Annotated in this window: 20 protein-coding genes and 1 pseudogene; 9 read left to right on the top strand and 12 right to left on the bottom strand. The window is 68.0% G+C overall.

Features of this window, described 5'->3' with window-relative positions; genetic code table 11:
- Positions 1 to 7: 7 nt before the first annotated feature.
- From BpN12_RS15400 to flhD, 8 genes are all read right to left on the bottom strand, one after another.
- Positions 8 to 1984 (bottom strand): methyl-accepting chemotaxis protein, encoded by a 1977-nt coding sequence (locus BpN12_RS15400; RefSeq protein ID WP_246797920.1) that lies wholly within the window; start codon positions 1982 to 1984, stop codon positions 8 to 10.
- A 26-nt stretch (positions 1985 to 2010) separates the two neighbouring features.
- Complete coding sequence (cheW, locus tag BpN12_RS15395) at positions 2011 to 2544, bottom strand: chemotaxis protein CheW (protein WP_246796440.1); 534 nt, start codon at positions 2542 to 2544, stop codon at positions 2011 to 2013.
- A 34-nt stretch (positions 2545 to 2578) separates the two neighbouring features.
- Positions 2579 to 4849 (bottom strand): chemotaxis protein CheA, encoded by a 2271-nt coding sequence (cheA, locus tag BpN12_RS15390; RefSeq protein WP_246796439.1) that lies wholly within the window; start codon positions 4847 to 4849, stop codon positions 2579 to 2581.
- A 69-nt stretch (positions 4850 to 4918) separates the two neighbouring features.
- The gene (locus BpN12_RS15385; protein ID WP_246796438.1) at positions 4919 to 5293 is read right to left on the bottom strand and encodes a response regulator; all 375 of its coding nucleotides are present in this window, start codon (positions 5291 to 5293) and stop codon (positions 4919 to 4921) included.
- 21 nt (positions 5294 to 5314) lie between these two features.
- Positions 5315 to 6385, bottom strand: coding sequence for a flagellar motor protein MotB (gene motB, locus BpN12_RS15380; RefSeq protein ID WP_246796437.1), 1071 nt, complete (start codon positions 6383 to 6385; stop codon positions 5315 to 5317).
- 15 nt (positions 6386 to 6400) lie between these two features.
- Positions 6401 to 7261, bottom strand: a complete 861-nt coding sequence (gene motA / locus BpN12_RS15375; protein ID WP_246796436.1) for a flagellar motor stator protein MotA — start codon at positions 7259 to 7261, stop codon at positions 6401 to 6403.
- Positions 7262 to 7498: 237 nt separating this feature from the next.
- Positions 7499 to 8062: a flagellar transcriptional regulator FlhC gene (gene flhC / locus BpN12_RS15370; RefSeq protein ID WP_042623556.1), complete on the bottom strand. Its 564-nt coding sequence runs from the start codon at positions 8060 to 8062 to the stop codon at positions 7499 to 7501.
- A 93-nt stretch (positions 8063 to 8155) separates the two neighbouring features.
- Entirely contained in the window at positions 8156 to 8476 is a 321-nt protein-coding gene (flhD, locus tag BpN12_RS15365) for a flagellar transcriptional regulator FlhD (RefSeq protein ID WP_042623555.1), read from the bottom strand.
- 555 nt (positions 8477 to 9031) lie between these two features.
- Between flhD and BpN12_RS15360 the strand changes: the two genes are divergently transcribed.
- On the top strand, positions 9032 to 10096 hold the full coding sequence (locus tag BpN12_RS15360) for a glycosyltransferase family 4 protein (RefSeq protein WP_246796435.1): 1065 nt from the start codon (positions 9032 to 9034) through the stop codon (positions 10094 to 10096).
- Between the two features lie 113 nt (positions 10097 to 10209).
- Here BpN12_RS15360 and BpN12_RS15355 read toward each other — a convergent pair whose 3' ends face one another.
- The 3 genes from BpN12_RS15355 to BpN12_RS15345 form a co-directional block, all read right to left on the bottom strand.
- Positions 10210 to 10506, bottom strand: coding sequence for an H-NS histone family protein (locus BpN12_RS15355; RefSeq protein WP_042623553.1), 297 nt, complete (start codon positions 10504 to 10506; stop codon positions 10210 to 10212).
- A 568-nt stretch (positions 10507 to 11074) separates the two neighbouring features.
- Complete coding sequence (locus tag BpN12_RS15350; protein WP_246796434.1) at positions 11075 to 11896, bottom strand: Cof-type HAD-IIB family hydrolase; 822 nt, start codon at positions 11894 to 11896, stop codon at positions 11075 to 11077.
- 271 nt (positions 11897 to 12167) lie between these two features.
- Entirely contained in the window at positions 12168 to 13070 is a 903-nt protein-coding gene (locus BpN12_RS15345) for a glucosamine kinase nucleotide-binding domain-containing protein (RefSeq protein WP_246796433.1), read from the bottom strand.
- 230 nt (positions 13071 to 13300) lie between these two features.
- Here BpN12_RS15345 and BpN12_RS15340 point away from each other — a divergent pair.
- Positions 13301 to 13900, top strand: a pseudogene (locus BpN12_RS15340) (DNA-3-methyladenine glycosylase I); the annotation flags it as partial.
- 360 nt (positions 13901 to 14260) lie between these two features.
- Here the strand turns inward: BpN12_RS15340 and rpsU are convergent.
- Entirely contained in the window at positions 14261 to 14473 is a 213-nt protein-coding gene (rpsU, locus tag BpN12_RS15335) for a 30S ribosomal protein S21 (protein WP_006401410.1), read from the bottom strand.
- A gap of 593 nt (positions 14474 to 15066) precedes the next feature.
- Here rpsU and BpN12_RS15330 point away from each other — a divergent pair.
- From BpN12_RS15330 to BpN12_RS15300, 7 genes are all read left to right on the top strand, one after another.
- Positions 15067 to 16221, top strand: a complete 1155-nt coding sequence (locus BpN12_RS15330) for a flagellin (protein WP_246796432.1) — start codon at positions 15067 to 15069, stop codon at positions 16219 to 16221.
- Between the two features lie 237 nt (positions 16222 to 16458).
- Positions 16459 to 18024 (top strand): flagellar filament capping protein FliD, encoded by a 1566-nt coding sequence (gene fliD, locus BpN12_RS15325; RefSeq protein WP_246796431.1) that lies wholly within the window; start codon positions 16459 to 16461, stop codon positions 18022 to 18024.
- Positions 18025 to 18052: 28 nt separating this feature from the next.
- Positions 18053 to 18361, top strand: a complete 309-nt coding sequence (locus tag BpN12_RS15320; protein WP_246796430.1) for a flagellar protein FliT — start codon at positions 18053 to 18055, stop codon at positions 18359 to 18361.
- Between the two features lie 290 nt (positions 18362 to 18651).
- Positions 18652 to 21021 carry a tetratricopeptide repeat protein gene (locus BpN12_RS15315; RefSeq protein WP_246796429.1) on the top strand — a complete coding sequence of 790 codons (2370 nt, stop codon included), beginning with the start codon at positions 18652 to 18654 and terminating at the stop codon, positions 21019 to 21021.
- The gene (gene vioA / locus BpN12_RS15310; protein ID WP_246797919.1) at positions 21021 to 22166 is read left to right on the top strand and encodes a dTDP-4-amino-4,6-dideoxy-D-glucose aminotransferase VioA; all 1146 of its coding nucleotides are present in this window, start codon (positions 21021 to 21023) and stop codon (positions 22164 to 22166) included. Before BpN12_RS15315 ends, vioA begins: the two co-directional genes overlap by 1 nt.
- A complete protein-coding gene (locus BpN12_RS15305; RefSeq protein WP_246796428.1) occupies positions 22166 to 23191 on the top strand; it encodes a ketoacyl-ACP synthase III in 1026 nt (341 codons plus the stop codon). Before vioA ends, BpN12_RS15305 begins: the two co-directional genes overlap by 1 nt.
- Before the next feature lie 28 nt (positions 23192 to 23219).
- Entirely contained in the window at positions 23220 to 23441 is a 222-nt protein-coding gene (locus BpN12_RS15300; RefSeq protein WP_246796427.1) for an acyl carrier protein, read from the top strand.
- Position 23442 lies beyond the last annotated feature (1 nt).

Here is a 23442-nt window from a genome sequence, read left to right as displayed (position 1 = left end):
GGGCGGCTCAGAAGGTTTCCCAGTCGTCGTCGGAACCGGCCGAGGCGGTCACCGCCGGCTTCGGCTCGCCGCCGAGCGCCGGACGCTTCAGCGCGCCGCCGTCGGTGGCCGCTTTGGCCGTGCGCGGCGCATAGGCCGACTTCGCGGCGCCGCCGGCCGACCCGGCCGCGCCAGCGCTGCGGGCGGTGCTGGCCGCCGGACGGCGCGGCGCCTTCGCCCTGGCGGCGACCGGTTCGGCCGGCGCGGCGGACGGCGTGGCGGCGGATTCGGCCGGCGCGTGTTCCTTCGCCGTGTCGGCGGCCGGCGCGGCGTGAGCCGCCGCTGCCGGCGCCGCGTGCGTGACGGGCGCGGCCGGCTTCGACGGACGCACCGGCTGCGGAGCCGGCGCGCGCAGCACCGGTTCGGCCGCGGCCTGCGCGAGCGCGGCGGTGCCGCCCTCCACGCGCCAGCTCGCGACCACGCCCTTCAGCTGGCGCGTCTGGTCCTCGAGCGAGGCGGCGGCCGCCGCGGCCTGCTCGACGAGCGCCGCGTTCTGCTGCGTGACGGCATCCATCTGGCCGACCGCGCGGTTGATCTGCTCGATGCCGGTGGACTGCTCGTGCGACGCGGCGCTGATCTCGCCGATGATGTCGGTCACGCGGCGCACCGCCTGCACGATCTCGGCCATCGTGTCGCCGGCGCGGCCGACCAGCTCGGAGCCGCTCTTGACGTTGTCGGCCGAGTCGCCGATCAGCTGCTTGATTTCCTTGGCGGCGCTGGCGCTGCGCTGCGCGAGCGAGCGCACTTCGCCGGCCACCACCGCGAAGCCGCGGCCCTGCTCGCCGGCCCGCGCCGCTTCCACGGCCGCGTTCAGCGCCAGGATGTTGGTCTGGAACGCGATGCCTTCGATGGTGCCGATGATGTCGACCACCTTGTTCGAACTGACCGAGATCGCCTGCATGGTCGTGACGACCTCGCTGACCACCTGGCCGCCGCGCGTGGCGATGTCCGACGCGTTGACGGCCAGCTGGCTCGCCTGGCGTGCGTTCTCGGCGTTCTGGCGCACGGTGCCGGTCAGCTGTTCCATGCTGGAGGCGGTTTCCTGCAGCGAGGCGGCCTGCTGCTCGGTGCGCTGCGAGAGGTCCACGTTGCCGGTGGCGATCTCGTGCGCGCCGACGTCGATCGACTCCGCGCCGCGATGCACCGACTTCACCATCTCGGTCATCGCCTTCTGCATCCGGCCGATGCCGCCGAACAGGCGGCCGATCTCGTTGGTGCCGTGCTCGCGCACGCGCTCGGACAGGTCGCCCGCGGCGATCCGCTCGAACTGGCCGATGGCGCGCTCGAGCGGCCCGACGATCAGCCGGCGCAGCGTGACGCGCACGCCGAACACCATCAGGAACGCGAGGCCGATGCCGACCGCGATGCAGGTGGTCATCAGCGCGATCTGCTGCTGGATGTTCTCGCGGTGCGAGGCCACCCGCTTCACCAGCGCGTCGAGCACCGACGCCACGGCGCCGTCGTAGGCCACGAACATCGGGCTGATCTGCGCGTCGGCGATCGCGTGGTAGGCGGCGATGTCGCCGCCCTTGATCGCGGCGAATTCGGAATCGACGGCGGCCGTGAGCGCGCTGTGGCGCGTGGCGACCTCGTCGGCCAGCGTGCTGTCCACGCCCACCTTCTTCGCGTCCTGGAACGCCTGCCAGTTCTTGGCCGAGGTGTCATACAGCGCCAGCGCGCGGTTCAGCGCGCTCTGCGTTTCCTCGACGTTGCCCGACTCCGTCAGCGCGCGCACCCGATCGAGCGCGACGCGCGTGCGCAGCAGATAGGACGAGGTATCGCTGAGCGCATGGATGGCGGGCATGTCGCCGCCCACGATCTCGTCGAGCGCGCCGCCCGTATGCTTCAGCGCGACGAGGCCGAGCCCGCCGACCACGGCGGTGAGAAGCACGAACGACATGCTGACCGCGGTCAGCGTCGTGCGGATCGACCAGTTCTGCAGCATCATCAGTCTCCCCCAGGAGGCGCCGTTCAGGCGCGGAACTCGTCGATGAGGGCCATCTCGCGGCTCGTCATCAGTTTTTCGATGTCCATCAGGATCAGCATCCGGCCGTCCACGGTACCGAGGCCCGTCAGGTACTCGGTGGTCAGCGTCGCGCCGAACTCCGGAGCCGGCATGACCTGGTCGGGGGTCAGCGTCAACACGTCGGACACGCCGTCCACCACCATCCCGACCACGCGATGCGCGACGTTCAGGATGATCACCACGGTCTGGTGGTCGTAGTCGATGCGCCCGAGATGGAACTTGATGCGCATGTCGACGATCGGCACGATGATGCCGCGCAGGTTGATCACGCCCTTGATGAACTCGGGGGCGTTGGCGATCCGCGTGACGCTGTCGTAGCCGCGGATTTCCTGCACCTTCAGGATGTCGATGCCGTATTCCTCGTCGCCGAGCGTGAAGACGAGGAACTCCTGACCGGCCGCATCGGCTTGCGCGGCGTCGCGGCGGTTGCTGGCGCCCGCGCCCGCGGCCGCCGGTTGGATCGAATGGACTTCGGACACGTTGTCCTCCATTGCGGCCGAAGCCGCGTGACGGTTAGAAAGTCGCGAGCGCGCCCGCGCCGTGGGCGGTGCGGGCGTCGCGGTTGAGGGCGGCCACGTCGACGATCAGCGCCACGCTGCCGTCGCCGAGAATGGTCGCGGCGGAAATGCCGTGTACCTTGCGGTAGTTGGTCTCGAGGTTCTTCACCACCACCTGCTGCTGGCCCACCAGCTCGTCGATCAGCATCGCGAAACGGCGCCCCTCGGTCTCCATGATGGTGACGATGCCCTGGGTCGGGTCGGTGCGTGCGTCGGACACCGAGAAGACTTCATGCAGCGCCACCAGCGGCAGGTATTCGCCGCGCACGCGCACCACGCGCTCGCCGTTGCCGACCGTGTAGATGTCGGCGGCGGCCGGCTGCAGCGACTCCATCACGAAGTTCAGCGGCAGGATGAAGATCTCGTTGCCGACCTTGACGGACATGCCGTCGAGGATCGCCAGCGTGAGCGGCAGCACGATGCGCGTGGTGGTGCCGCGCCCGGCCGTCGACGAGATCTCGACATGGCCGCCCATCGACTGGATGTTCCGCTTGACCACGTCCATGCCGACGCCGCGGCCCGACACGTCGGTGATGGTCTCGGCGGTCGAGAAGCCCGGCGCGAAGATCAGGTTCCAGACTTCCTCGTCGCTGATCGTGTCGGACACCGGGATGCCCTGCTGCGCGGCCTTCTTCAGGATCCGCTCGCGGTTCAGGCCGGCCCCGTCGTCGCTGACCTCGATCACGATGTTGCCGCCATGGTGCGCGGCCGACAGCACCAGCTGGCCGACCGCGTCCTTGCCCGCCGCGCGGCGGCGCTCGACCGTTTCGATGCCGTGGTCGAGGCTGTTGCGCACGAGGTGGGTGAGCGGATCGATGATGCGTTCGATCAGGCTCTTGTCGAGTTCGGTCGCCTGGCCGAACGTGACCAGCTCCACTTCCTTGCCGAGCTTCGCGGCCAGATCGCGCACGAGGCGCGGGAAGCGGCTGAACACGTAGTCCATCGGCATCATGCGGATCGACATCACCGCTTCCTGCAGATCGCGCGCGTTGCGCTCGAGCTGCGCCATGCCGTTGAACAGGCGGTCGTGCAGCGCCGGGTCGAACGCGTTGGCGGTCTCGGCCAGCATCGCCTGCGTGATCACGAGCTCGCCGACCAGGTTGATCAGCTGGTCGACCTTCTCCACGCCGACCCGGATCGAGCTGCCCTCGGCACCGGCCGCGGCCGGATGCGCGCGGGCGCGGCGGTCTTCCGCGTGGGCGGCCGGCTTGGCCGCGTCGCCGTCGGCATGCGCCGCGGCCGGCGCCGCCGCGGGAGCCGCGGCCGGCGTCGCCGCCGGTGCGCTGGCCGCGGCCGGGTGGGCCTCGGCGGCCGGCGCCGGCGCGTCGTGTTCGTCATGCGCGTCGGGTTCGTCGACCGCGCCGAGGATCTCGGCCGGGCCGCCCGCGCCCGGCGCGGTGCCGCGGCCGATCGCGATCTGGCTCTCGTCGATCACGAAGCAGAGCACGGCGACGATGTCGTCGGACGGCACGTCGCTCTCGAGCCACAGCGTCAGCGCATCGCCCGATTCGCTGCGCTCGACGATGTTGCCCAGGTTGCCGAGCTCCTCGACCAGCAGCTCGCGGTCCTTCGCGTCCACCCCGGTCAGCACGACCTTCAGGTGCGGGCCTTCCTGCGCGCCGCCTTCGGCCTCGCCGCCTTCGGCACCCGGATGCGCGGCCTCCACGGCCTGCGTCACGACATGTTCGGGTGCGCCGCCGATGGCCGAATCGAACTCGGCCGCGGCAGCCGCGAACGCGCTTTCGAGATCGGCGTCCGAGTCAGGCTCCGCGGCAGCGGCCGGGGCGGCCGCCACCGGCGCCGGCGCGGCGGCGGCCGGCGCGGCACCGCCGCCGAGCGCTTCCTTCAGCAGCGATTCGAGCTTGGCGCAGATCGCCGCCGCGGCGGCCGCGTCCGGCTCGGCGCTCGCGCGGTAGTCGGCCAGCTGGTCCGAGAGCACGTCCTTGGTCTCGAGGAACGCGTCGATCATCGGTACGGTCAGCGTGATCTCGTGATTGCGCGCGCGATCGAGCAGCGATTCGAGGATGTGGGTGGTGTCGGTCAGGGCCGCGAAACCGAAGGTCGCCGCGCCGCCCTTGATCGAATGGGCCGCGCGGAAAATCGCGGCGAGGTCCTCCGGGTCCGGCGAACCGGCGTCCAGACCGAGCAACAGCTGCTCCATCTGCGCGAGCAGCTCGTCGGCCTCGTCGAAGAACGTCTGATAGAACTGGGTAATGTCGAGAGTCATGCCGGATCCACGTCGAAGTCGTCGTTTGGGCGTCGTGTTGGGGGGGCGGTCGGCCGCTTGCCGGCGACGCTACGGATGGCTCGGCGCCAGCGCGGCGACGAGATCGAGTAGCGTGTCCGGTTCGAGCGGTTTCTCGATCCAGCCCGTGGCGCCCGCGTCACGCGCGGCCGCCTTGAATGTGTCACTGCTCTCCGTCGTCAGCACCAGGATCGGCGTCTGCTGGTACGCGCTGCGCGTGCGCAGCGTGCGGATCACGTCGAGCCCGTTCTTGCCCGGCATGTGATGGTCGGTCACCACCAGGTCGAAGGCGATCGCCGCCGCGAGTTCCAGGGCGCTCTCGCCGTCGGCGGCCACGGTCACGTCGTAGCCGGCGTCGGCGAGCGTCACCCGCAACAGTTCGCGCATGGTCGCGGAATCGTCGATGGCGAGGATGGAGCGGATCATGTCGTTCGGTCCGTAATCACGTCAGTGGGCGGCGGGCCGCGCCGGCGCCACCGCCGGGGCAGGCGCCACCACCGGGGCGGGCACGGCCACCGGGGCGGGCGCGCCCGACGTCGCCGGCTTCGCGGGCCTGGCCGGCGAGGTGATCTGCGCCAGCGCCTGCGAACCGGCCGCGTCGTTCGACAGCGTCGTCGTGTTCGCGTCATCGCGCATCAGCGCGACTTCCGACTTGTGATTCAACACCAGGATGCTGATCCGGCGGTTCTCCGGATCGAGCGGATCGGCCTTGTTCAGGTTCTGCGTCGAGGCCAGGCCCGTCACGCGCAGCACCTTCGCCTCGTCCATGCCGCCCGAGATCAGCTCGCGGCGCGACGCGTTCGCGCGGTCCGCCGACAGCTCCCAGTTGCTGTAGCCCTTCTCGCCGCCCGCGTAGGGCACGGCATCGGTATGGCCCTGCATCACGATGCGGTTCGGCACGTCGTTGAGGGTCTTGCCGATCTCGCGCAGGATGTCGCGCATGTAAGGCTCGACCATGTTGCTGGCGGTGGCGAACATCGGGCGCTTCTGCGTGTCGACGATCTCGATGCGCAGCCCCGACAGCGTCGAGTCGATGCGGATCTGCTGCTTGAACTGGCGCAGCACCGGGTTAGCCTCGATGGCCGCCATCAGCTTGATCTGCAGGTCGTGCAGCCGCGCCTGTTCGGCGCGATCCTGCGAACCCGGATCGGTGTCGTGTTCGTCGTCGCGGCCGTTCTGCGCCAGGCGGTTGGCCAGCATGGTGGTGCCGTCGGTGCGGCGCGTGGTGCCGGCGTCGCTGCGCGTGATGTCCGAGCCGCCACCCTGGACGATGCTCGAATCGTGCGAGCTGCGGTCGCCGTTGCCGAACAGCGCGGCCTTCAGCGGCGTATTGAAATAGTCGGCGATGCCCTTCAGCTGCACCGGCGTGACGGCCGACAGCAGCCACATCAGCAGGAAGAACGCCATCATCGCGGTCATGAAGTCCGCGTAGGCGAGCTTCCAGGCACCGCCGTGGTGTCCTTTCTTCGCCGGCGCGACCCGCTTGACGACGATCGCGCGATCCTTGCCCTTGCTCATCGCCGGCCGCTCCGCTTACTTCGCCTTCACCCGGCGCACGTGCTCCTCGAGCTCGGCGAACGACGGGCGTTCGGTCGAGAAGAGCACCTTGCGGCCGAACTCCACCGCAATCGCCGGCGCGTAGCCGTTCAGGCTCGCGAGAATGGTGACCTTGATGCACTGGAGCAGCTTGGTCGATTCGGCCACGCGCTGTTCCGCGAGGCTCGCGAGCGGCCCGATCAGCCCGTAGGACAGCAGGATGCCGAGGAACGTACCGACCAGCGCCTGCGCGATCATCGCGCCGAGCACCGCGGGCGGCTTGTCGGCCGAGGCCATGGTGTGGACCACGCCCATCACGGCCGCGACGATCCCGAACGCCGGCATCGCGTCGCCGACGCGCGTCAGCGCATGGGCCGGGCCTTCGCCCTCGACGTGATGCGTCTCGATTTCCTCGTCCATCAGGCTCTCGATCTCGAACGCGTTCATGTTGCCGCCCACCATCAGGCGCAGGTAGTCGGTCAGGAACTCGACCATGTGCTTGTCGGCCAGGATCTTCGGGTACTGCGTGAAGATCGGGCTCTTTCCCGGATCGTCGATGTCGGCTTCCAGCGTCAGCGTGCCTTCCTTGCGCGCCTTGGCGAGCAGCACGTAGAGCAGCGCCATCAACTCCATGTACAGCGCCTTCGTGTATTTCGAGCTCTTGAACAGCGCCGGCAGCACGCGCAGCGTCGCCTTGATCGTCTTGACTCCGTTGCCGAGGATGAAGGCACCGAGCCCCGCACCCACGATCATCAGGATCTCGAGCGGCTGGATCAGGGCGCCCAGGTGGCCGCCCGCGAGCGCGTAGCCGCCAAACACGGACAACAACGTCACGAGAGTTCCCACGATAATCAGCACAGCCTGTCCCTCACGAATGGCCGGCGGGGAAAGGCCGCCGATAAGTGGTTTACGGCAGGGGTGTCGAAAACTTTCACCTGCGGGAGCGGGGACTAACCCGATGCGCTCCGGGGCGGCAAAATATGCCGGATCGCGGGCCTCGCGGGGGGCTTCGCGGCGGCGCCTCGCGCACCGCCCGGTCCGGCGCAATCCCGCGCCAGGCAAGGCACGGGGCGGCGCGGGCAGCCCCGGCCGGGCTCAGACCGCGGCGAGCGCGACCGCCGGCTCGGCCTCGGCCTTCGCGGCGGCCTTGCGGGTCTTGCCGGCGCGCGACGGCGGCTGGCACAGCCCGCAGACGAAGCCGCCCTGCGGGTCGTGGGCGTGCGCAACGAAATGGCCGCCGCAACGCGTACACGGCGTCATCTGCAGCATCCCCGAATCGAAGAAGCGCACCAGCGTCCAGGCGCGCGTGAGGCTCAGCGCCGCCTCGTCGTCGGACAGGCCGACGTGCTCGAGGTAGAGCCGGTAGCTCTTCACGATCGACTGGATCGAGTCGCAGCCGCCATGGGCCTGCATGAAGCGGTAGATGTTGTAGAACAGCGACGAATGGATGTTCGGCTGCCAGGTCATGAACCAGTCCGTCGAGAACGGCAGCATGCCCTTCGGCGGCGAAACGCCCTTCAGTTCCTTGTACAGCTTGATCAGGCGGTCGCGAGACAGGTTCGTCTCGGCTTCCAGCAGTTGCAGTCGGGCACCCAGCTCGATCAGCTCGATCGCCAGGGTGATTTCCTTGACCTCGAGCACCACGCTCTTCGTCGCCATCGCAGTCTCTCCGCGAATTCCGGTATTGGGCCGCGCACGCGCGCCGGGCGCGCAAAAGCGCGCCGGGCCACGGACGGCGAATGATGTAGGGAGTTAGCGGAGGCTTTCGACGGGCTGCCCGGCCATCAGGATGGCTGAGTGCGCCTGCGCGACGGCCGTACTGCGCCCTTTGTCGGCAAGCGAGGACAGCAGGGCGTGATCGTCGAAACGGAAGCGGCACAGCATCTGGTTCGATGCCGCCAGCTTGACCGTCTGGGCGAGCGTCAGATTCGCGAGCACGTCCGCGATCTCTTCCGAGATGCCCATGCGGAACATGCCCATTGCCTTGTCCTCACGCAGCAGGCGCTGCGCGAGCAACAGATACGACAGGTTAACTTCCTTGATCTCGGCGAGCATTTCACTGGTCGCGCTCATGATTCCCCCGTAAGAAATCTTGGCCATCTAGCTTTGAAAACGTTTGCCAGGTCTGCTCGCCCACAGGGTCGGCAACCGGCGTTTATATTCTTGCAGTCATTGTGGCCAAACGGGTTTTCGGCGGGTATCAGCAAAGGGGAACGCGCAGCGCAGGATTTGTCTGTAAACCGTGTAGGAATTTTTCCGACATCCATGAGGACTTACGGAACCTGTTGTTTTCATGTAAACCCTTGATGGGCAAAGGTTATAACGGCGCGTAATAAATTTTCTTCAGGTCATTTTCGCGATATCTTTGCGCCTGTCACAATCGACAGGTACAAGCTCGGAAAACGGCCACCCGCCATCCGGGATTCCTCCTATTTCAGGCTGTAACAAGGGTTAAGTGTTTGCAAAACCACTCGATCCTCGCCGCCCGATCCCGATAATAGAGTCGAACGGTCGGCCGGCGGTCCGCTTGCTTCGCTCCCCCGGACCGCCCCATTGCCCGCCGCCGCAGGCGCCCGATCCGGCGCACGGCGCGCCGGCCCGGCCACCATACGCACTGGAGAACCACTCATGCGCATCGCCCAAATCGCCCCGCTCTACGAAGCCGTCCCGCCGAAACTGTACGGCGGCACCGAGCGCGTCGTGTCCTACCTGACGGAAGCCCTGGTCGAACTGGGCCACGACGTCACGCTGTTCGCGAGCGGCGATTCCGTCACGTCCGCGAAGCTCGAAGCCTCGTGGCCGCGCGCGCTGCGCCTCGACCCGTCGATCCGCGACTCGATGGCCCCGCACATGCGCCTGCTCGAACAGGTGGCGCGCGTCGCGCATGAGTTCGACGTCCTGCACCTGCACCTCGACTACCTGCCGTTCCCGCTGCTGTCGCGGCTCGACGTGCCCTACGTGACCACGCTGCACGGCCGGCTCGACCTGCCCGAGCTGCAGCCCGTGTTCAACGCGTTCCCGAACGCGCCGGTGGTGTCGATCTCGAACTCGCAGCGCATCCCGCTGCCGCAGGCCGGCTGGGCCGGCACCGTCTACCACGGCCTGCCCGACACGCTGCTCACGCCGCAGCAGGATCGCAAGCCAGAGTATCTCGCATTTTTGGGCCGGATCTGTCCCGAAAAGCGTGTCGACACCGCCATTCGTATCGCGGCCAAGAGCGGCCTGCCGCTGAAGATCGCCGCGAAGGTCGACAAGGTCGACGAGGAATACTTCAAGACCGAGATCGAACCGCTGCTCGCCACCGCCAACGTCGAGTTCATCGGCGAGATCAACGAGACCCAGAAGCCGGCGTTCCTGTCCGGTGCCAAGGCGCTGCTGTTCCCGATCGACTGGCCGGAGCCGTTCGGCCTCGTGATGATCGAGGCGATGGCCTGCGGCACGCCGGTGGTGGCGTTCAACCGCGGCTCGGTACCCGAGGTGATCGAAGACGGCCTGACCGGCTTCATCGTCGAGGACGAACACAGCGCGATCGGCGCGCTGCAACAAATCGACACGTTGTCACGCGAAACGATCCGCCAGCGTTTCGAAACGCGATTCAGTGCGAAGACGATGGCGCGTCACTATGTGGAGATTTACGAAACGCTGGGCGCTCACGTCAAGCGGCCGCATTTGACGCGACTCGCCGCCAGCTGATCCGGATTCGGTGCGGAATTCCACCTAAGCCGCCCGTAATGTGAATCGCAAAAAGAAAAGCCGCATGTGACATGCGGCTTTCTTTTTTACGCGGCCCATCCTCGCCCGCCGATTCACTCGACCAGATAACGCTCGCGATTTTTCCCGACGATCCAATTGGGCGGTTTACCACGGCCACTCCAGGTGGCACCCGACTTGGGATCGCGATACTTCGGCGGCAACGGCGCCTTTTTCGGCGGACGGCCGCGCCGCGCGCGTTCCGCGAAACCGAGATCCTGCGCCGTCAAACCGTATTCGGCGATCTTGCGCTGTAAATCAGTGATCACAGCTTCGACTTCCTGACGGCGGACGTCTTCGGCCTGCACCTGAAGGTCGGCGATCTGCGCCTTGAGTTTTGCGTATTGAGACATTTTTTCACTCCCTATTCCCGATTCGCCGAGCATGCAGCGCCCCGGCCCCATCGCTCCGTTCCGCAATCAGCACTGTGCCGAAACCGGGCCTCGCCCATTTCGTATGAAAAATTTTATTGCGGATGCGTTATATTGCAGTGCGATTTAATTCTAATAAAAATCCTGCGCTGCCTGAGCGGAATTTAACAATCGTTGACTCTTGGCCACGCATTGGAAATCCTATAATCCAATGCAATTGCGGCGGCGTCAATTATTCGCTGCGCAAGCGACGAAATTTTCACTCTTTTTGAACGCACGGTTCACGAAAATCATCGCACGGCGTCAACGCGGCGATTGCATGATTTCCTATGTATTCACCGTGTCGGACAAACGGCCGGAACGATTACGAGGAGCGCGGTAGCGGCGACCCTGACGCCGCTCGACCTGATACAAGAGCCGGGGGGAAGGTGAACTTGAGCGGGCGCCGCGGCGCCCGCTTTTCATTGGCGCGGCGGAATCGAACGATCGCTTGGGGAACGGCCGCGTGGGGATTCCAACGGCCCGGCGGGCCGCGGCGCCTCGCGCGCGTTCAGCGCGCCGGATCGGCGTTGAGTTCGAACAGCGTGCGCAGGTGGCGCGCGACGCCCGCGTCGGCGTTGCTGCCGATGCGCGGCACCTTCGGCAGCCGCAGCATCAGGTCCGGATTCGCGTTGTCCATCATGAACGGGAAGCCGGCGGTTTCGAGCAGGTCGATGTCGTTCATGTTGTCGCCGAACGCGACGCAGTGGGCGCGATCGATGCCGAGCCGTTCGAGCACGACACGCAGCGCGCGGCCCTTCGAGACGTTGGCCGTCATCACTTCCAGGCAGTCGGGCAGCGAATAGGTCACGTAGAGCGCGTCGCCGAAACGGTTCGCGAGGTTCGCGGCCACCACGGCCAGATCCCGCGGCTCGCCGATGTAGAGCACCTTCGCGACGTCGGTGCCGTCGTGCGCGAGCATGTCGATCACGCGGTAGTGGAAGCCGGAATCCTGGTGGAACGCGAGCAGCTCCGGCGCCTCGCGGTCGATCAGCCAGCTGTGGTCGGTGAACAGGTTGACGATCACGCGCCCGTGCGTGCCCGCCACCTCGGGCCGGACCAGCTCGCGCGCCATCGGCGGTGCGATGTCGAGCGCGTGCAGCTGGGTGTCGTCGGGCGCGTGGACGCGCGCGCCGTTCGAGGTGATCAGGTAGGGCCGGGTGCCGAGCACGTCGCGAATCCCGGCGACGTCGGCGTAATGGCGGCCGGTCGCGATCACGAACGGCACGCCGTCGCCGGCCAGCCGCCGCACGGTCTCGATCGTGTACGGATCGAGCTGGTGATCGCGGTTCAGCAGCGTGCCGTCGAGATCGGTGCAGATGACTTTGTACATGGCAGGCGGCGAATGCGGAAACCCTGCATTTTAATCGCCGGCGGGTGAAAGCGGCGCGATGGGGTGCATCCCGCGACGATCGAAGCAGCGCGCGAGCGGGTTTGGCGCCGGCGGTCGAGCGCAGTGGCGGCCCCGACGGCGGATGCAAGGAAATTCGTGGGCCCGCCGGCCGTGACTATCCTCGCGGGCACTTTTCCTACGCCGGATCGCGGATCGCAGGCCGCCGTTCGTCGATTGACGGCGGTCGAATCACCGGCGCGCCAGCCGCCGCTCAGCGCGCGCCGGCCAGCCGCGCGGCCTCGCGTTGCGCGAGCCGCAGCGCGCCGTGCGCGGAATCGGCCAGCGGCGCGCGCAGCCGCGCGCGATGCGGCTCCGGCACGGCCGCCTCGAGCTGGCCGGCCAGCCCGCCGCAGAGCGCGACCGGCAGCGACCGCGCGGGATCGAGCGCGTCGATCATGCGTCCGATCGCATCGCCCGCTTCGGCGATCAGGCCGGCCGCGACCGGATGCGCGCGATGCGCGAACACGGCCGGCGCGAGCGTCGCGTAGGCGGTCTGGTTCGCCGCGCACGACCAGACCACCAGGCTGTCGCGATCGCCGGCGCCGGTCTTTTCGAGCAGCGCGGCCGCGAACGCGTCGGCCGGCACGCGGCCGTCGAGCGCCTGCTGCGCATGGGCGAGCGCACGCAGCCCGAACCAGGCGCCGCTCGCCTCGTCGCCGGACGGAAAGCCGTAGCCGCCGGCGAGCCGGCAGCGGCCGTCCGCATCGAGCGCGGCCGCGATGCTGCCGGTGCCGAGCGCGACGATCACGCCCGGCGCGCCGTCATGGGCACCCAGCACGGTGGTGCAGGCGTCGTTCTCGACCACCAGCGCGGCCGCCGGCGAGCCGGCGACGAACGCCGCCAGCCAGCCCGGATGGTTGCTGCCGGCGAGCCCGCAGCCGAGCACGCATTGCGCCCAGTCGATCCGCAGGCCGGCCTGCGCGAACGCGTCGGCGCAGGCCGCGCCGATCGACGCCCAGGCCGCGTCGATGCCGAGCGCGAGCCCCGAGGGGCCGGCGCTGCCGCGCGCCAGCTCGCGCCCGTGGGCATCGGCGAGCACGGCACGCGTGCCGGTGCCGCCGCCATCGATGCCGATCAGATAGGTGGGTGCCGCCGTGGCGCGCGTCTGCTGCATGCTGCGATGCTCCGGGAAGTGCGGGGAAGGATGGCCGAGGCGAAAGCTTAACCGGATCGCGGCGGGTCGTCGTGGATCGTCGCCCGGCGTCGCGCGCCGCTTGCCGGCCGGATGGCGGGATGTCCGGATTGGCCGAACGGCCGGCTTGCGCGGCACGGCCGTTCGGCTATGCTGGGCGGCGGCTGAAATCCGCCGGCCGCCAACCGGGCCGCCAACGACGCGAGGAATCGATGGATACACGCTGCAACTGGGTCCGCACGGAGGCCGACGCGCATTATCACGACACGGAATGGGGGCGCCCGTCGCGCGACGATCGCTATCTGTTCGAAATGCTGATCCTCGAGGGGGCGCAGGCCGGCCTGTCGTGGTCGACGATCCTGAACAAGCGTGAAAACTATCGCGCCGCGTTCGCGAACTTCGACGCCGACGCGGTCGCCCGCTTCACGCCGGCCCACGTCGAGGCGCTGATGCAGGACCCCGGCATCGTGCGCAATCGCCTGAAGATCGAATCGACGATCGCGAACGCACGCGCGGTCCAGCGCATCCGCGCGGAACACGGCTCGCTCGCCGCGTTCCTGTGGTCGTTCGTCGGCGACACGCCGGTGCAGAACGGCTGGCATTCGTATCGCGACGCGCCGGCCTCGACCGGGATCTCCGACGCGCTCAGCAAGGCGCTCAAGCGCTACGGCTGCAAATTCGTCGGCTCGACGATCTGCTACGCGCTGATGCAGGCCACCGGGATGGTCAACGACCACGAATTCGACTGCCCCTGCCGGGCCGCCTGCGCGGCGCTCGGCAAGCCGGCCGGCCCGGCGGCGGCCAAAGGCGCGGTAAAAAATGCGGCCGAATCGACGGTCGACGCGGCGCCATCGACGGAACGTGCGGCCGCCGCGACCAGCGCGAAGGCGGCCGGAACCGCCAAACCGGCCGCCAAACCGATCGCGAAGCCGGCGGCGAAACCGGCGGCGAAGTCGGCCGCAAAGCCGGCTGCCAGACGGCCCGCCGCGAAGCCGAAGAAGACCACCACCGCGGCCTGAGCTTGCGCGTCGCCACGCGGCGGCGCGGCCATGCTGCAGGCGCCAGGGCAACCGGTCCGATCCGGAACGAGCCCGATCCCGGGCCCCCAAAGCAAAACGGCGGTGCCGCCTCTCGCGAGGTGGCACCGCCGTTCCGATGCGAACCGCGGAAGCTTAGTGGAGCTTCTTCGGCAGCATCTGGCTGCGCAGGCGCTTGTGCAGGCGCTTGACTGCAGCAGCCTTCTTGCGCTTGCGAACAGCCGTCGGCTTTTCGTAGGACTGGCGCTCACGCAGTTCAGCGATCAGGCCGTTCTTTTCGATCGCGCGGCGAAAGCGGCGAATCGCTACTTCGAACGGCTCGTTTTCCTTCAGAAGAATCGTCGTCATGTCGTTCCCAAATTGCTTGATACGGTCAAAAACGTAGCGGCCAAGCGCCACGCACCGGCCTTCCGGGCGTTTCCACGAACAGGCGAAACGAGCGGCTTGGTGGCCTCGGAGGCCGGAAAAGAGAGGCGGAATGCACCGCGAAACGCCCGGCAACCCACACCAGGCGCCGCGTTTGACTGCCAGCAGGACATGCCGAAAACGGGCACCGCTTGCAGAAATCTCAATTCAGCCCGCCATGTTAGCAGGTAAACATTCGGACTGCCAGAGGTTTACCGCTTCCCTGTCGTATCCGCACATTCGTGTCGTCCCGGGCATCTCCCGTCCTTCAGACTCGCCCGCCGCTGCCGAAATCCATCTGTGGGCGGAGTCATCCGCGTGCAATCCCGCAACCGACAGCACTTTGCGTCGGTCACGGGGCGAAGCGCGATTCGCGACCGACGTGAAACGAAAAAGTCGGGACGAATCGAAACTATCCCTCAAGTTTTTTTTCGGGCCGCCGAAATCCTGCTCTGAGGCGGCCAGCAAAGAACGAGTGCGTCCGCCGATGCCCATGTTGGCTTGTCAAAGGTCTCGGCTCACTTAGGAGAATTTCCATGCTCGGTATTAATACTAATGTCAACTCGCTGGTCGCTCAGCAGAACCTGAACGGCTCGCAGAGCGCACTGTCGCAAGCCATCACGCGTCTGTCGTCGGGCAACCGCATCAACAGCGCGGCTGACGATGCAGCAGGTCTGGCGATTGCAACGCGTATGCAAACGCAGATCAACGGCCTGAACCAGGGCGTGCAGAACACCAACGACGCGGTCTCGCTGATCCAGACGACGTCGAGCCAGCTGTCGTCGCTGACGACCAGCCTGCAACGTATCAGCACGCTGGCAACGGAAGCCGCGACGGGCACGCTGTCGTCGAGCGACCAGGCTGCTGCTGAGCAGGAAGTGGCGCAGCAGATCCAGGAAGTGAACCGTATCGCTTCGCAAACGAACTTCAACGGCAAGAACCTGCTCGACGGTTCCGCCGGCATCGTCACGTTCCAGATCGGCGCGAACGTCGGCCAGACGGTCAGCCTCGACCTGAGCCAAAGCCTGTCGGCAGCGAAGATCGGTGGCGGCCTGGTGCAATCGGGCACGAACGTCGGCACGATCCAGAACCTGAGCCTCGACGCGAACGGCGCGGCCACGACGGCGGCCCAACCGGCCATCACGTCGGTCAACGTCCTGTCGGACGGCAAGGGCGGCTTCACGTTCACGGACCAGAACGGCCAGGCTCTGAGCACGACGGCAATCGGCGCGATCTTCACGACGGGTACGTCGGCAGGCACGGGCACGGCAGTCACGAACCTGACGCTGTCGACCGGCGCAACCAGCGGCATGACGACGGCACAGGCCAGCGCCGCCGCCAACATGATCTCGCAGATCAACGCCGTCAACGCGCCGCCGACCGTGTCGAGCCTGAGCATCAGCGACACGACGAGCGCCAACCAGGCCATCGTCTCGATCGCCAACGCGCTGTCCACCATCAACAACCTGCAGGCAACGCTCGGTGCAACCCAGAACCGACTGCAAGCCATCGCGCAGACGCAGCAAGCCAACTCGACGAACCTGTCGTCGGCTCAATCGCAAATCCAGAGCGCCGACTTCGCGCAGGAAACCGCGAACCTGAGCAAGGCTCAAGTGCTGCAACAAGCTGGTATCTCGGTGCTGGCGCAAGCCAACTCGCTGCCGCAGCAAGTTCTGAAGCTCCTGCAGTAATCGCTGTAGCGCTTTGAAAACCCGGGCCGCGCCATCATGGGCGGCCCGTTCGTGCGACGGTGCAACCTTCCTCGTGGCCGTCGCGCGCTTTTTGCCTTCAGCCCCCCCTGTTTCCGGAATTGGCGCTGCAACAGCCGCCTTTTCGTCGTACCGTTTTCCCGCGGTTTGCCGTAGGATCCGCCACGATCCGCAACTGAATTGTCTGCGCCGTCGATGGCGCCCCAACGGAGCTACGCGATGTCCACGATCACGAGCAGCATTCTTTCGTCCCAGACCAGCAACAACCAGCTGTCCAGCAGCACCGCGCTGCAGGAAGCCGCGCAGTCGATCATCAGCGGCTCGACCGGCAACACCGGCATGGACGTCAACACGCTCGTCACCGCGCTGGTCAACTCGAAGACGGCCGCGCAGGCGACCCTGCTGTCCACCGCGATCGCGCAGGATCAGCTCAAGTCGCAGGCCTACACGGCCCTGCAGACGGCGCTGTCCACGCTGCAGACGTCGCTCGCGACGCTCTCGGACGGCAGCCTCGCCCAGACCTACACGGCCACCGCCTCGGGCAACGGCCTCACGGCCACGGCCGGCACCGGCGCCGTGGCGGGCACGTACCAGATCGGCGTGACGCAGATCGCGCAATCGCAGTCGTTGTCGTCGCCGGCGTTCGGCGCGAGCACGCAGCTCGGCACCGGCACGATGACGCTGAGCATCAACGGCAAGAGCTCGACGATCAACATCGATTCGAGCAACAACACGCTGGCCGGCATCAAGGACGCCATCAACAACGCGAGCGACAACCCGGGCGTGACGGCCACCATCGTCAACGGCGCGGACGGCGCCCACCTGGTGTTGAGCTCGACCAGCAGCGGCGCGGCCAATACCATCAACGTGAGCGTCGACGCGACCAGCGATACCGGCCTGTCGGAACTGGGCGTCACCTCCACGGCGAGCACCACCGGCGGCCAGTCGTCGATCGTCTCGGCCGGCACCACGGCAGCCACCTCGTGGACCCAGTCGACCGCCGCGCAGGACGCGGAATTCACGGTCGGCGGCATCCAGAACTCGAGCTCGACCAACACGGTGACCTCGGCGATCGCCGGCGTCACGCTGAACCTCACGCAGGCGGCGGTCTCGACGACCACGCCCGTCACCACGCAGACGCTGACCATCGCCGCCGACACCACCAAGCAGGCGAGCGCGATCACGACCTTCGTGACCAACTACAACGCGCTCGTCACGGCGATGCAGACGGTCGGGTCGTTCGACAACTCGACCAGCAAGACCTCGCCGACGGTCGGCGCACTGTTCGGCGACTCCGCGCTGAACTCGATCCAGTCGCAGCTCTCGTCGTTGCTCGGCGGCTCGTTCACCAGCAACGGCACGACGGCCACGCTGAAGTCGCTCGGCATCACCGTGTCGGACGGCTCCGACGGCGCGACGGCGGGCGACCTGGTGGTCGACCAGAGCGCGCTGACCACCGCGCTGTCGAGCAACCCGGCCGCGGCCGCGTCGCTATTCAACAGCACCAACGGCCTCGGCGAAAAGATGAACGCCGCGATCACATCGATCACGTCCGACAACGGCGTGCTCACGCAGAGCATCAACACGGTGACGTCCGACCTGACCAGCCTGAACACGCAGCAGACCGCGCTGACGGCCTACGCGCAGACGCTGACCACGCAGTACAACACGCAGTTCACGCAGTTGAACACGCTGCTGGCGGAAATGACGACCAACCAGAACTACCTGACCCAGCTGTTCGGCGGCGCCAACAGCTCGGGCGCCCTCGCCACCAATGCCAACTGACGGCGGCACGAGCCCGGGAGAGACGGACATGAACCAATCCACCCTCGTGAGCCAGGTGCTGGCGATGACGCACGATATCGAGCGCGCCGCCCGCCTGGCCGACTGGGCCGGCGTCGAACGGCTGGTGGCGGCGCGCAAGCCCTACCTGATGTCGATCGAGGCGGACCAGTCGCCCGAGAGCCTGCTGATGATCCGCGAGATCCAGGCGATCGACGCGGCCGTGATCGCCGAATCGACCCAGGCCCGCGACGAACTGCAACGCGAATACCGCGGCGCGATCGAGCGTGTCAACGCGGCGCGCCAGTACAGCCAGAACGCCGCCGCGCTGCGCTACTGAGCGCCGCGCGGATCGTCCCGAATAATCACAATTCACGCGCCTGAGCGCGTGCTCGTTCACCTCGAAGCCCGCCCCGCGCGGGCTTTTTTTTCACGACGGCGCCGCCGCGGCCTCCCGCCGGCGGCCCGCAACCGCGCCGCCGGGCCGGTCTGATCCGCCCCTCGTGGATCGGCCGACCTTTCCTTCACATCCGTAAAACTGACGGCGGTTTACCGGTCAGTTCCGCGCTTCGCCACACCGCGTGCCGCCGGATAATTTCCATCATTCGCTATTCCCGTCCGAATTCCGCCATGTCCGATCCGACGTCTTCCGCCAGCCCCGCGCCCGATTCGCAGCTCGACGCGGACATCGCGCTCGTGATGCAGAGCGCGATCGCCTGCCATCACAAAGGCGAATTCGCCGATGCCCAGGCCATGTACGAGGTGATCGTCGCGGCCCGGCCGGACTACGCGGACGCGCGCTACAACCTGGCGGTACTGCACGTGCAGACCGGCAACCCGGAGGCGGCGCTGCCGCATTTCGAGGCCGCGCTCGGCCTCGATCCGAACAACGGCCAGTTCTGGGTGGCCTACATCAACGCGCAGATCGAGGCGGGCCGCGCGGCCGCCGCCTGGGCGATGATCGGCATGTGCCAGCAGCGCGGCATCCGCGGCCCGGCGCTCGACGGCCTGATCCAGCGGCTGTCGATTTCGGCGGAAGGTCGCGCCGCCGCGGTCGGCACCGCCGCCGCGGGCCATGTGGCGGCGGTCGCGCAGGCGCCCGCCGTGCCCGAGGCGCCGGTCAACACGGACACGCGCGGCGGCCTCGCGCGGCGGCCGACCCAGCAGGACGCGTCGCGCTTCACCGCGCTCTACAACAAGGGCCGCTACGCCGAGGCCGTCAAGTACGCGCGCACCATGACGCAGCGCTACCCGGCGAGCGGCTACGCCTGGAAATCGCTCAGCAACGCGCTGCACAAGGACGGCCAGTACCTGGCCGCGGCCGAGCCGCTGGCGCGCGCCACCGCGCTCGACCCCGCCGACGCGGTGCTCGGCACGCTCTACGCGGACGTGCTGCGCCTGGCCAACCGGCTCGCCGATTCGGAGCGCGAAGCACGCCGCGCGATCGCGGTGGACGACCGCTACGCCGAAGCGTGGCGCGTACTGAACATGACGCTGCTCGCGCAGGGCCGCAGCACCGAGGCGATCGCGGCCGGCAACCGCTCGGTCGAACTCGCGCCCGACTCGCAGCAGATGTACGGCTCGCTCGGCGTGGCGCTGAGCGAACTGGGCGCCACGCTGGAGGCCGAGCGGGCGTTCCGCCGCGCGCACGAGCTGACGCCGCGCGACGCCGCGATGCACAGCAACCTGCTGTTCTGCCTGACCCACGATCCGCAGCTCGACAGCGAGGCGATCTTCGCCGAGCACCGACGCTTCGCCGACATCCACGAGGCGCCGGTCCGCTCGCGCTGGCCGCGCCACGCCAACAAGCGCGATCCGGAGCGCCAGCTGCGCATCGGCATCATCTCGGGCGACCTGTTCAATCACGCGGTGGCGTCGTACATCACGCCGATCCTGGAAGTGCTGCACCGCGATCCGTCGCTGTCGCTGCACGTCTACCACAACCACACCACCGAGGACGGCATCACCGAGCGCATGCGCGGCTGGACCGACAGCTGGCTGCAGGTGGCGGGCCTGACCGACGACCGTCTGGTCGAGCGGATCCGCGCCGACCGCATCGACATCGTGCTCGACCTGTCGAACCACACCGGCCGCAACCGCCTGCCCGCGCTCGCGCGCAAGCCGGCGCCGGTGCAGATCACCTGGATCGGCTATCCCGGCACGACCGGGCTCGACGCGATGGACTACTACCTCGCGGACCGCTTCGGCGTGCCGTTCGGCGAGATGGAGCGCCAGTACACCGAGAAGATCATCCACCTGCCGGCGGGCGGCACCTTCAAGCCCGTCGACAACGCGCCGCCCGTCAACCTGCTGCCCGCGCTGCACAACGGCTTCGTGACATTCGGCAGCTTCAACCGTCTGAACAAGCTGCGCCGCGAGGTGATCGCCGAGTGGGCGCGGATCCTGCACGCGGTGCCGGACTCGCGCATGCGGATCGGCTCGATCCCGCGCGTGGGCGGCGTGGACATGCTGCTCGAATGGTTCACGGCCGAGGGCATCGCGCACCAGCGGCTCGACCTGCAGCCGCGCGCGCCGGCCGCCGTCTACCTGCAGCAGCACCATCACGTGGACCTCTGCCTCGACACGTTCCCGTACACCGGCTCGACCACGGCGCTCAACGCGCTCTGGATGGGCGTGCCGACCCTGACGATCCGCGGCGACACGCTGGCGAGCCGCGCCGGCGCGGTCTGGATGTCGTCGGTCGGGCTCGAGCAGTTCGTGGCCGACAGCACCGACGATTTCGTCGCCCGCGGCATCGCGCTCGCCAATGACCTGGAAGGGCTCGCCGCGGTGCGCCGCGGCCTGCGCGAGCGCTGCCGGCAGTCGCCGGGCTTCCAGCCCGAGCGCATCGCCAACGCGGTGTCCGACGCGTTCCGGATGGCCTGGCGGCGCTGGTGCGCCGACGAGGCGCCGGCCTCGTTCACGGTGCCCGAGCGCGCCGCCGCCGACGCCGGCGCCGATTCCGCGGCCGCCGAGGCCGCCCTCACCGGAGAAGCATGATGAACGCCCTGCCGCTGCGCGCGGTCGAGCCCCAGGCCGACGAACGCATCTATGTGACGCAGCCGCATCTCGCGCCGCTCGCCGAATTCCTGCCGTACCTCGAACAGATCTGGGACAGCAAGGTGCTGACCAACGGCGGGCCGTTCCACCAGCGCCTCGAGAAAGCACTCTGCGAGTATCTCGGCGTCGAGCACCTGGCGCTGTTCACCAACGGCACGCTCGCGCTGGTCACGGCGCTGCAGGCGCTGCGCATCTCGGGCGAGGTGATCACCACCCCTTACTCGTTCGTGGCCACCGCGCACTCGCTGCTCTGGAACGGCATCAAGCCGGTGTTCGTCGACATCGACCCGCACACGCTGAACCTCGATCCGGCCAGGATCGAGGCCGCCATCACGCCGCAGACCACGGCCATCATGCCGGTCCACTGCTATGGCCGGCCCTGCGACGTGAAGGCGATCCGCCGCATCGCCGACAACTACAACCTGAAGGTGATCTACGACGCCGCGCACGCGTTCGGGGTCCATACCCACGACAGCAGCGTGCTCGAGCACGGCGACCTGTCGATCCTGAGCTTCCACGCGACCAAGGTGTTCAACACCTTCGAGGGCGGCGCGATCGTCTGCCCCGACGCGAAGACCAAGCAGCACATCGACCACCTGAAGAACTTCGGCTTCGTCGACGAGGTGACGGTGGTGGCGGCCGGCATCAACGGCAAGATGAGCGAGATCAACGCCGCGTTCGGGCTGCTGCAGCTGCAGCACATCGATGCCGCGCTGGCGCGGCGCGCCACGATCGACGCACGCTACCGCGCGCTGCTGGCCGAGGTACCCGGCATCCGCTGCCTGCCGCCGGTGGACGCGAAGGTGGCAAACCACTCGTACTTCCCGATCCTCGTCGAGGACGCGTTCCCGCTCTCGCGCGACGGGCTCTACCAGCACCTGCGCGACCACGAGATCTACGGGCGCCGCTACTTCTATCCGCTGATCTCGGACTTCCCGAACTACCGCGGCCTGCCGTCGGCGCATCCGGACAACCTGCCGGTGGCGCGCGAGACCTCGCGGCGCATCCTGTGCCTGCCGATCTATCCGGAGCTGTCGGACGCCAACGTGGAACGCATCGTCTCGCTGATCGCGGAGGCGCGCTGATGGCCGCACGCGCCGCGATCCTCGACATCGCGAGCCACCTGCCCGCGACGGTGCTCGGCAACGACGCGCTCGCGGCACTGTACCCGGAGTGGCCGGCCGAGAAGATCCTCGCCAAGACCGGCATCCGCGAGCGGCGCGTGGCGGCCGACGGCGAGACCGCCTCGGACCTCGCGTTCGAGGCCGCGCGGCGGCTGTTCGCGCAGGGCCGCGTGAGCGCCGACGAGATCGATTTCGTGATCCTCTGCACCCAGGCGCCCGACTACGTGCTGCCGGCCTCGGCCTGCCTGCTGCAGCACCGGCTCGGGATTCCGACCCACGCCGGCGCGTTCGACGTGAACCTCGGCTGCTCGGGCTACGTGTACGGGCTGTCGCTTGCCAAGGGGCTGGTCGAGACGGGCGCGGCGCGCAGCGTGCTGCTGCTGACCGCCGACACCTATTCGAAGTACCTGCACCCGCTCGACAAGAGCGTGCGCACGCTGTTCGGCGACGGCGCCGCGGCCACCGTGATCGGCCTCGACGAGCGCGCGGCCGACGCCGAGCGCATCGGCCCGTTCGTGTTCGGCACCGACGGGCGCGGCGCGCAGAACCTGATCGTGCGCGCCGGGCTGTTCCGCGAGCCGCGCAGCGCCGAGAGCGCGCGCGAGCACGAGGACGCCTCCGGCAACGTGCGCACCGACGAACATCTGTACATGAACGGCGCCGAGGTGATGGCGTTCTCGCTCGCCGAGGTGCCGCGCGCGGCCGACCGGCTGCTCGAGCGCGCCGGCCTCACGCGCGACGACATCGACTGCTTCGTGCTGCACCAGGCGAACCGGTTCATGCTCGAGGCGCTGCGCAAGAAAATGAAGGTCCCCGAGGATCGCTTCCCGATCCTCATGGAGCATACCGGCAACACGGTGTCGTCGACGCTGCCGCTCGCGCTCGAGCAGCTGCGCGGCGAAGGCAGGCTGGCACGCGGCACGCGCGCCATGCTGCTCGGATTCGGCGTCGGCTACTCGTGGGCCGGCTGTCTGTTGAACTGTTAGCAACCGTTGGCTTTAGGCAGGAACTCTGATGAACGCATTCTACGAAGGGCTCGCGGAAGTCTTCGAAATCGACACCGCCGAGGTGTCGCCCGCACTGGTGCTGGCCGATCACAACTGGGATTCGCTCGCGATCGTCTCGACCATCGCGCTGGCCGACGACTGCTTCGGCGTGCTGCTCAACGGCCAGGCGCTCGGCAACTGCCAGACGGTGGCCGACATCGAAGCGCTGATCGCGGCGCAGAAGGGCTGAG

This window comes from Burkholderia perseverans, assembly GCF_022870505.1.
Lineage (GTDB): Bacteria > Pseudomonadota > Gammaproteobacteria > Burkholderiales > Burkholderiaceae > Burkholderia > Burkholderia plantarii.
Note: the sequence above shows the minus strand (reverse complement) of the source record. Positions and strands in the feature narration are given on the sequence as shown.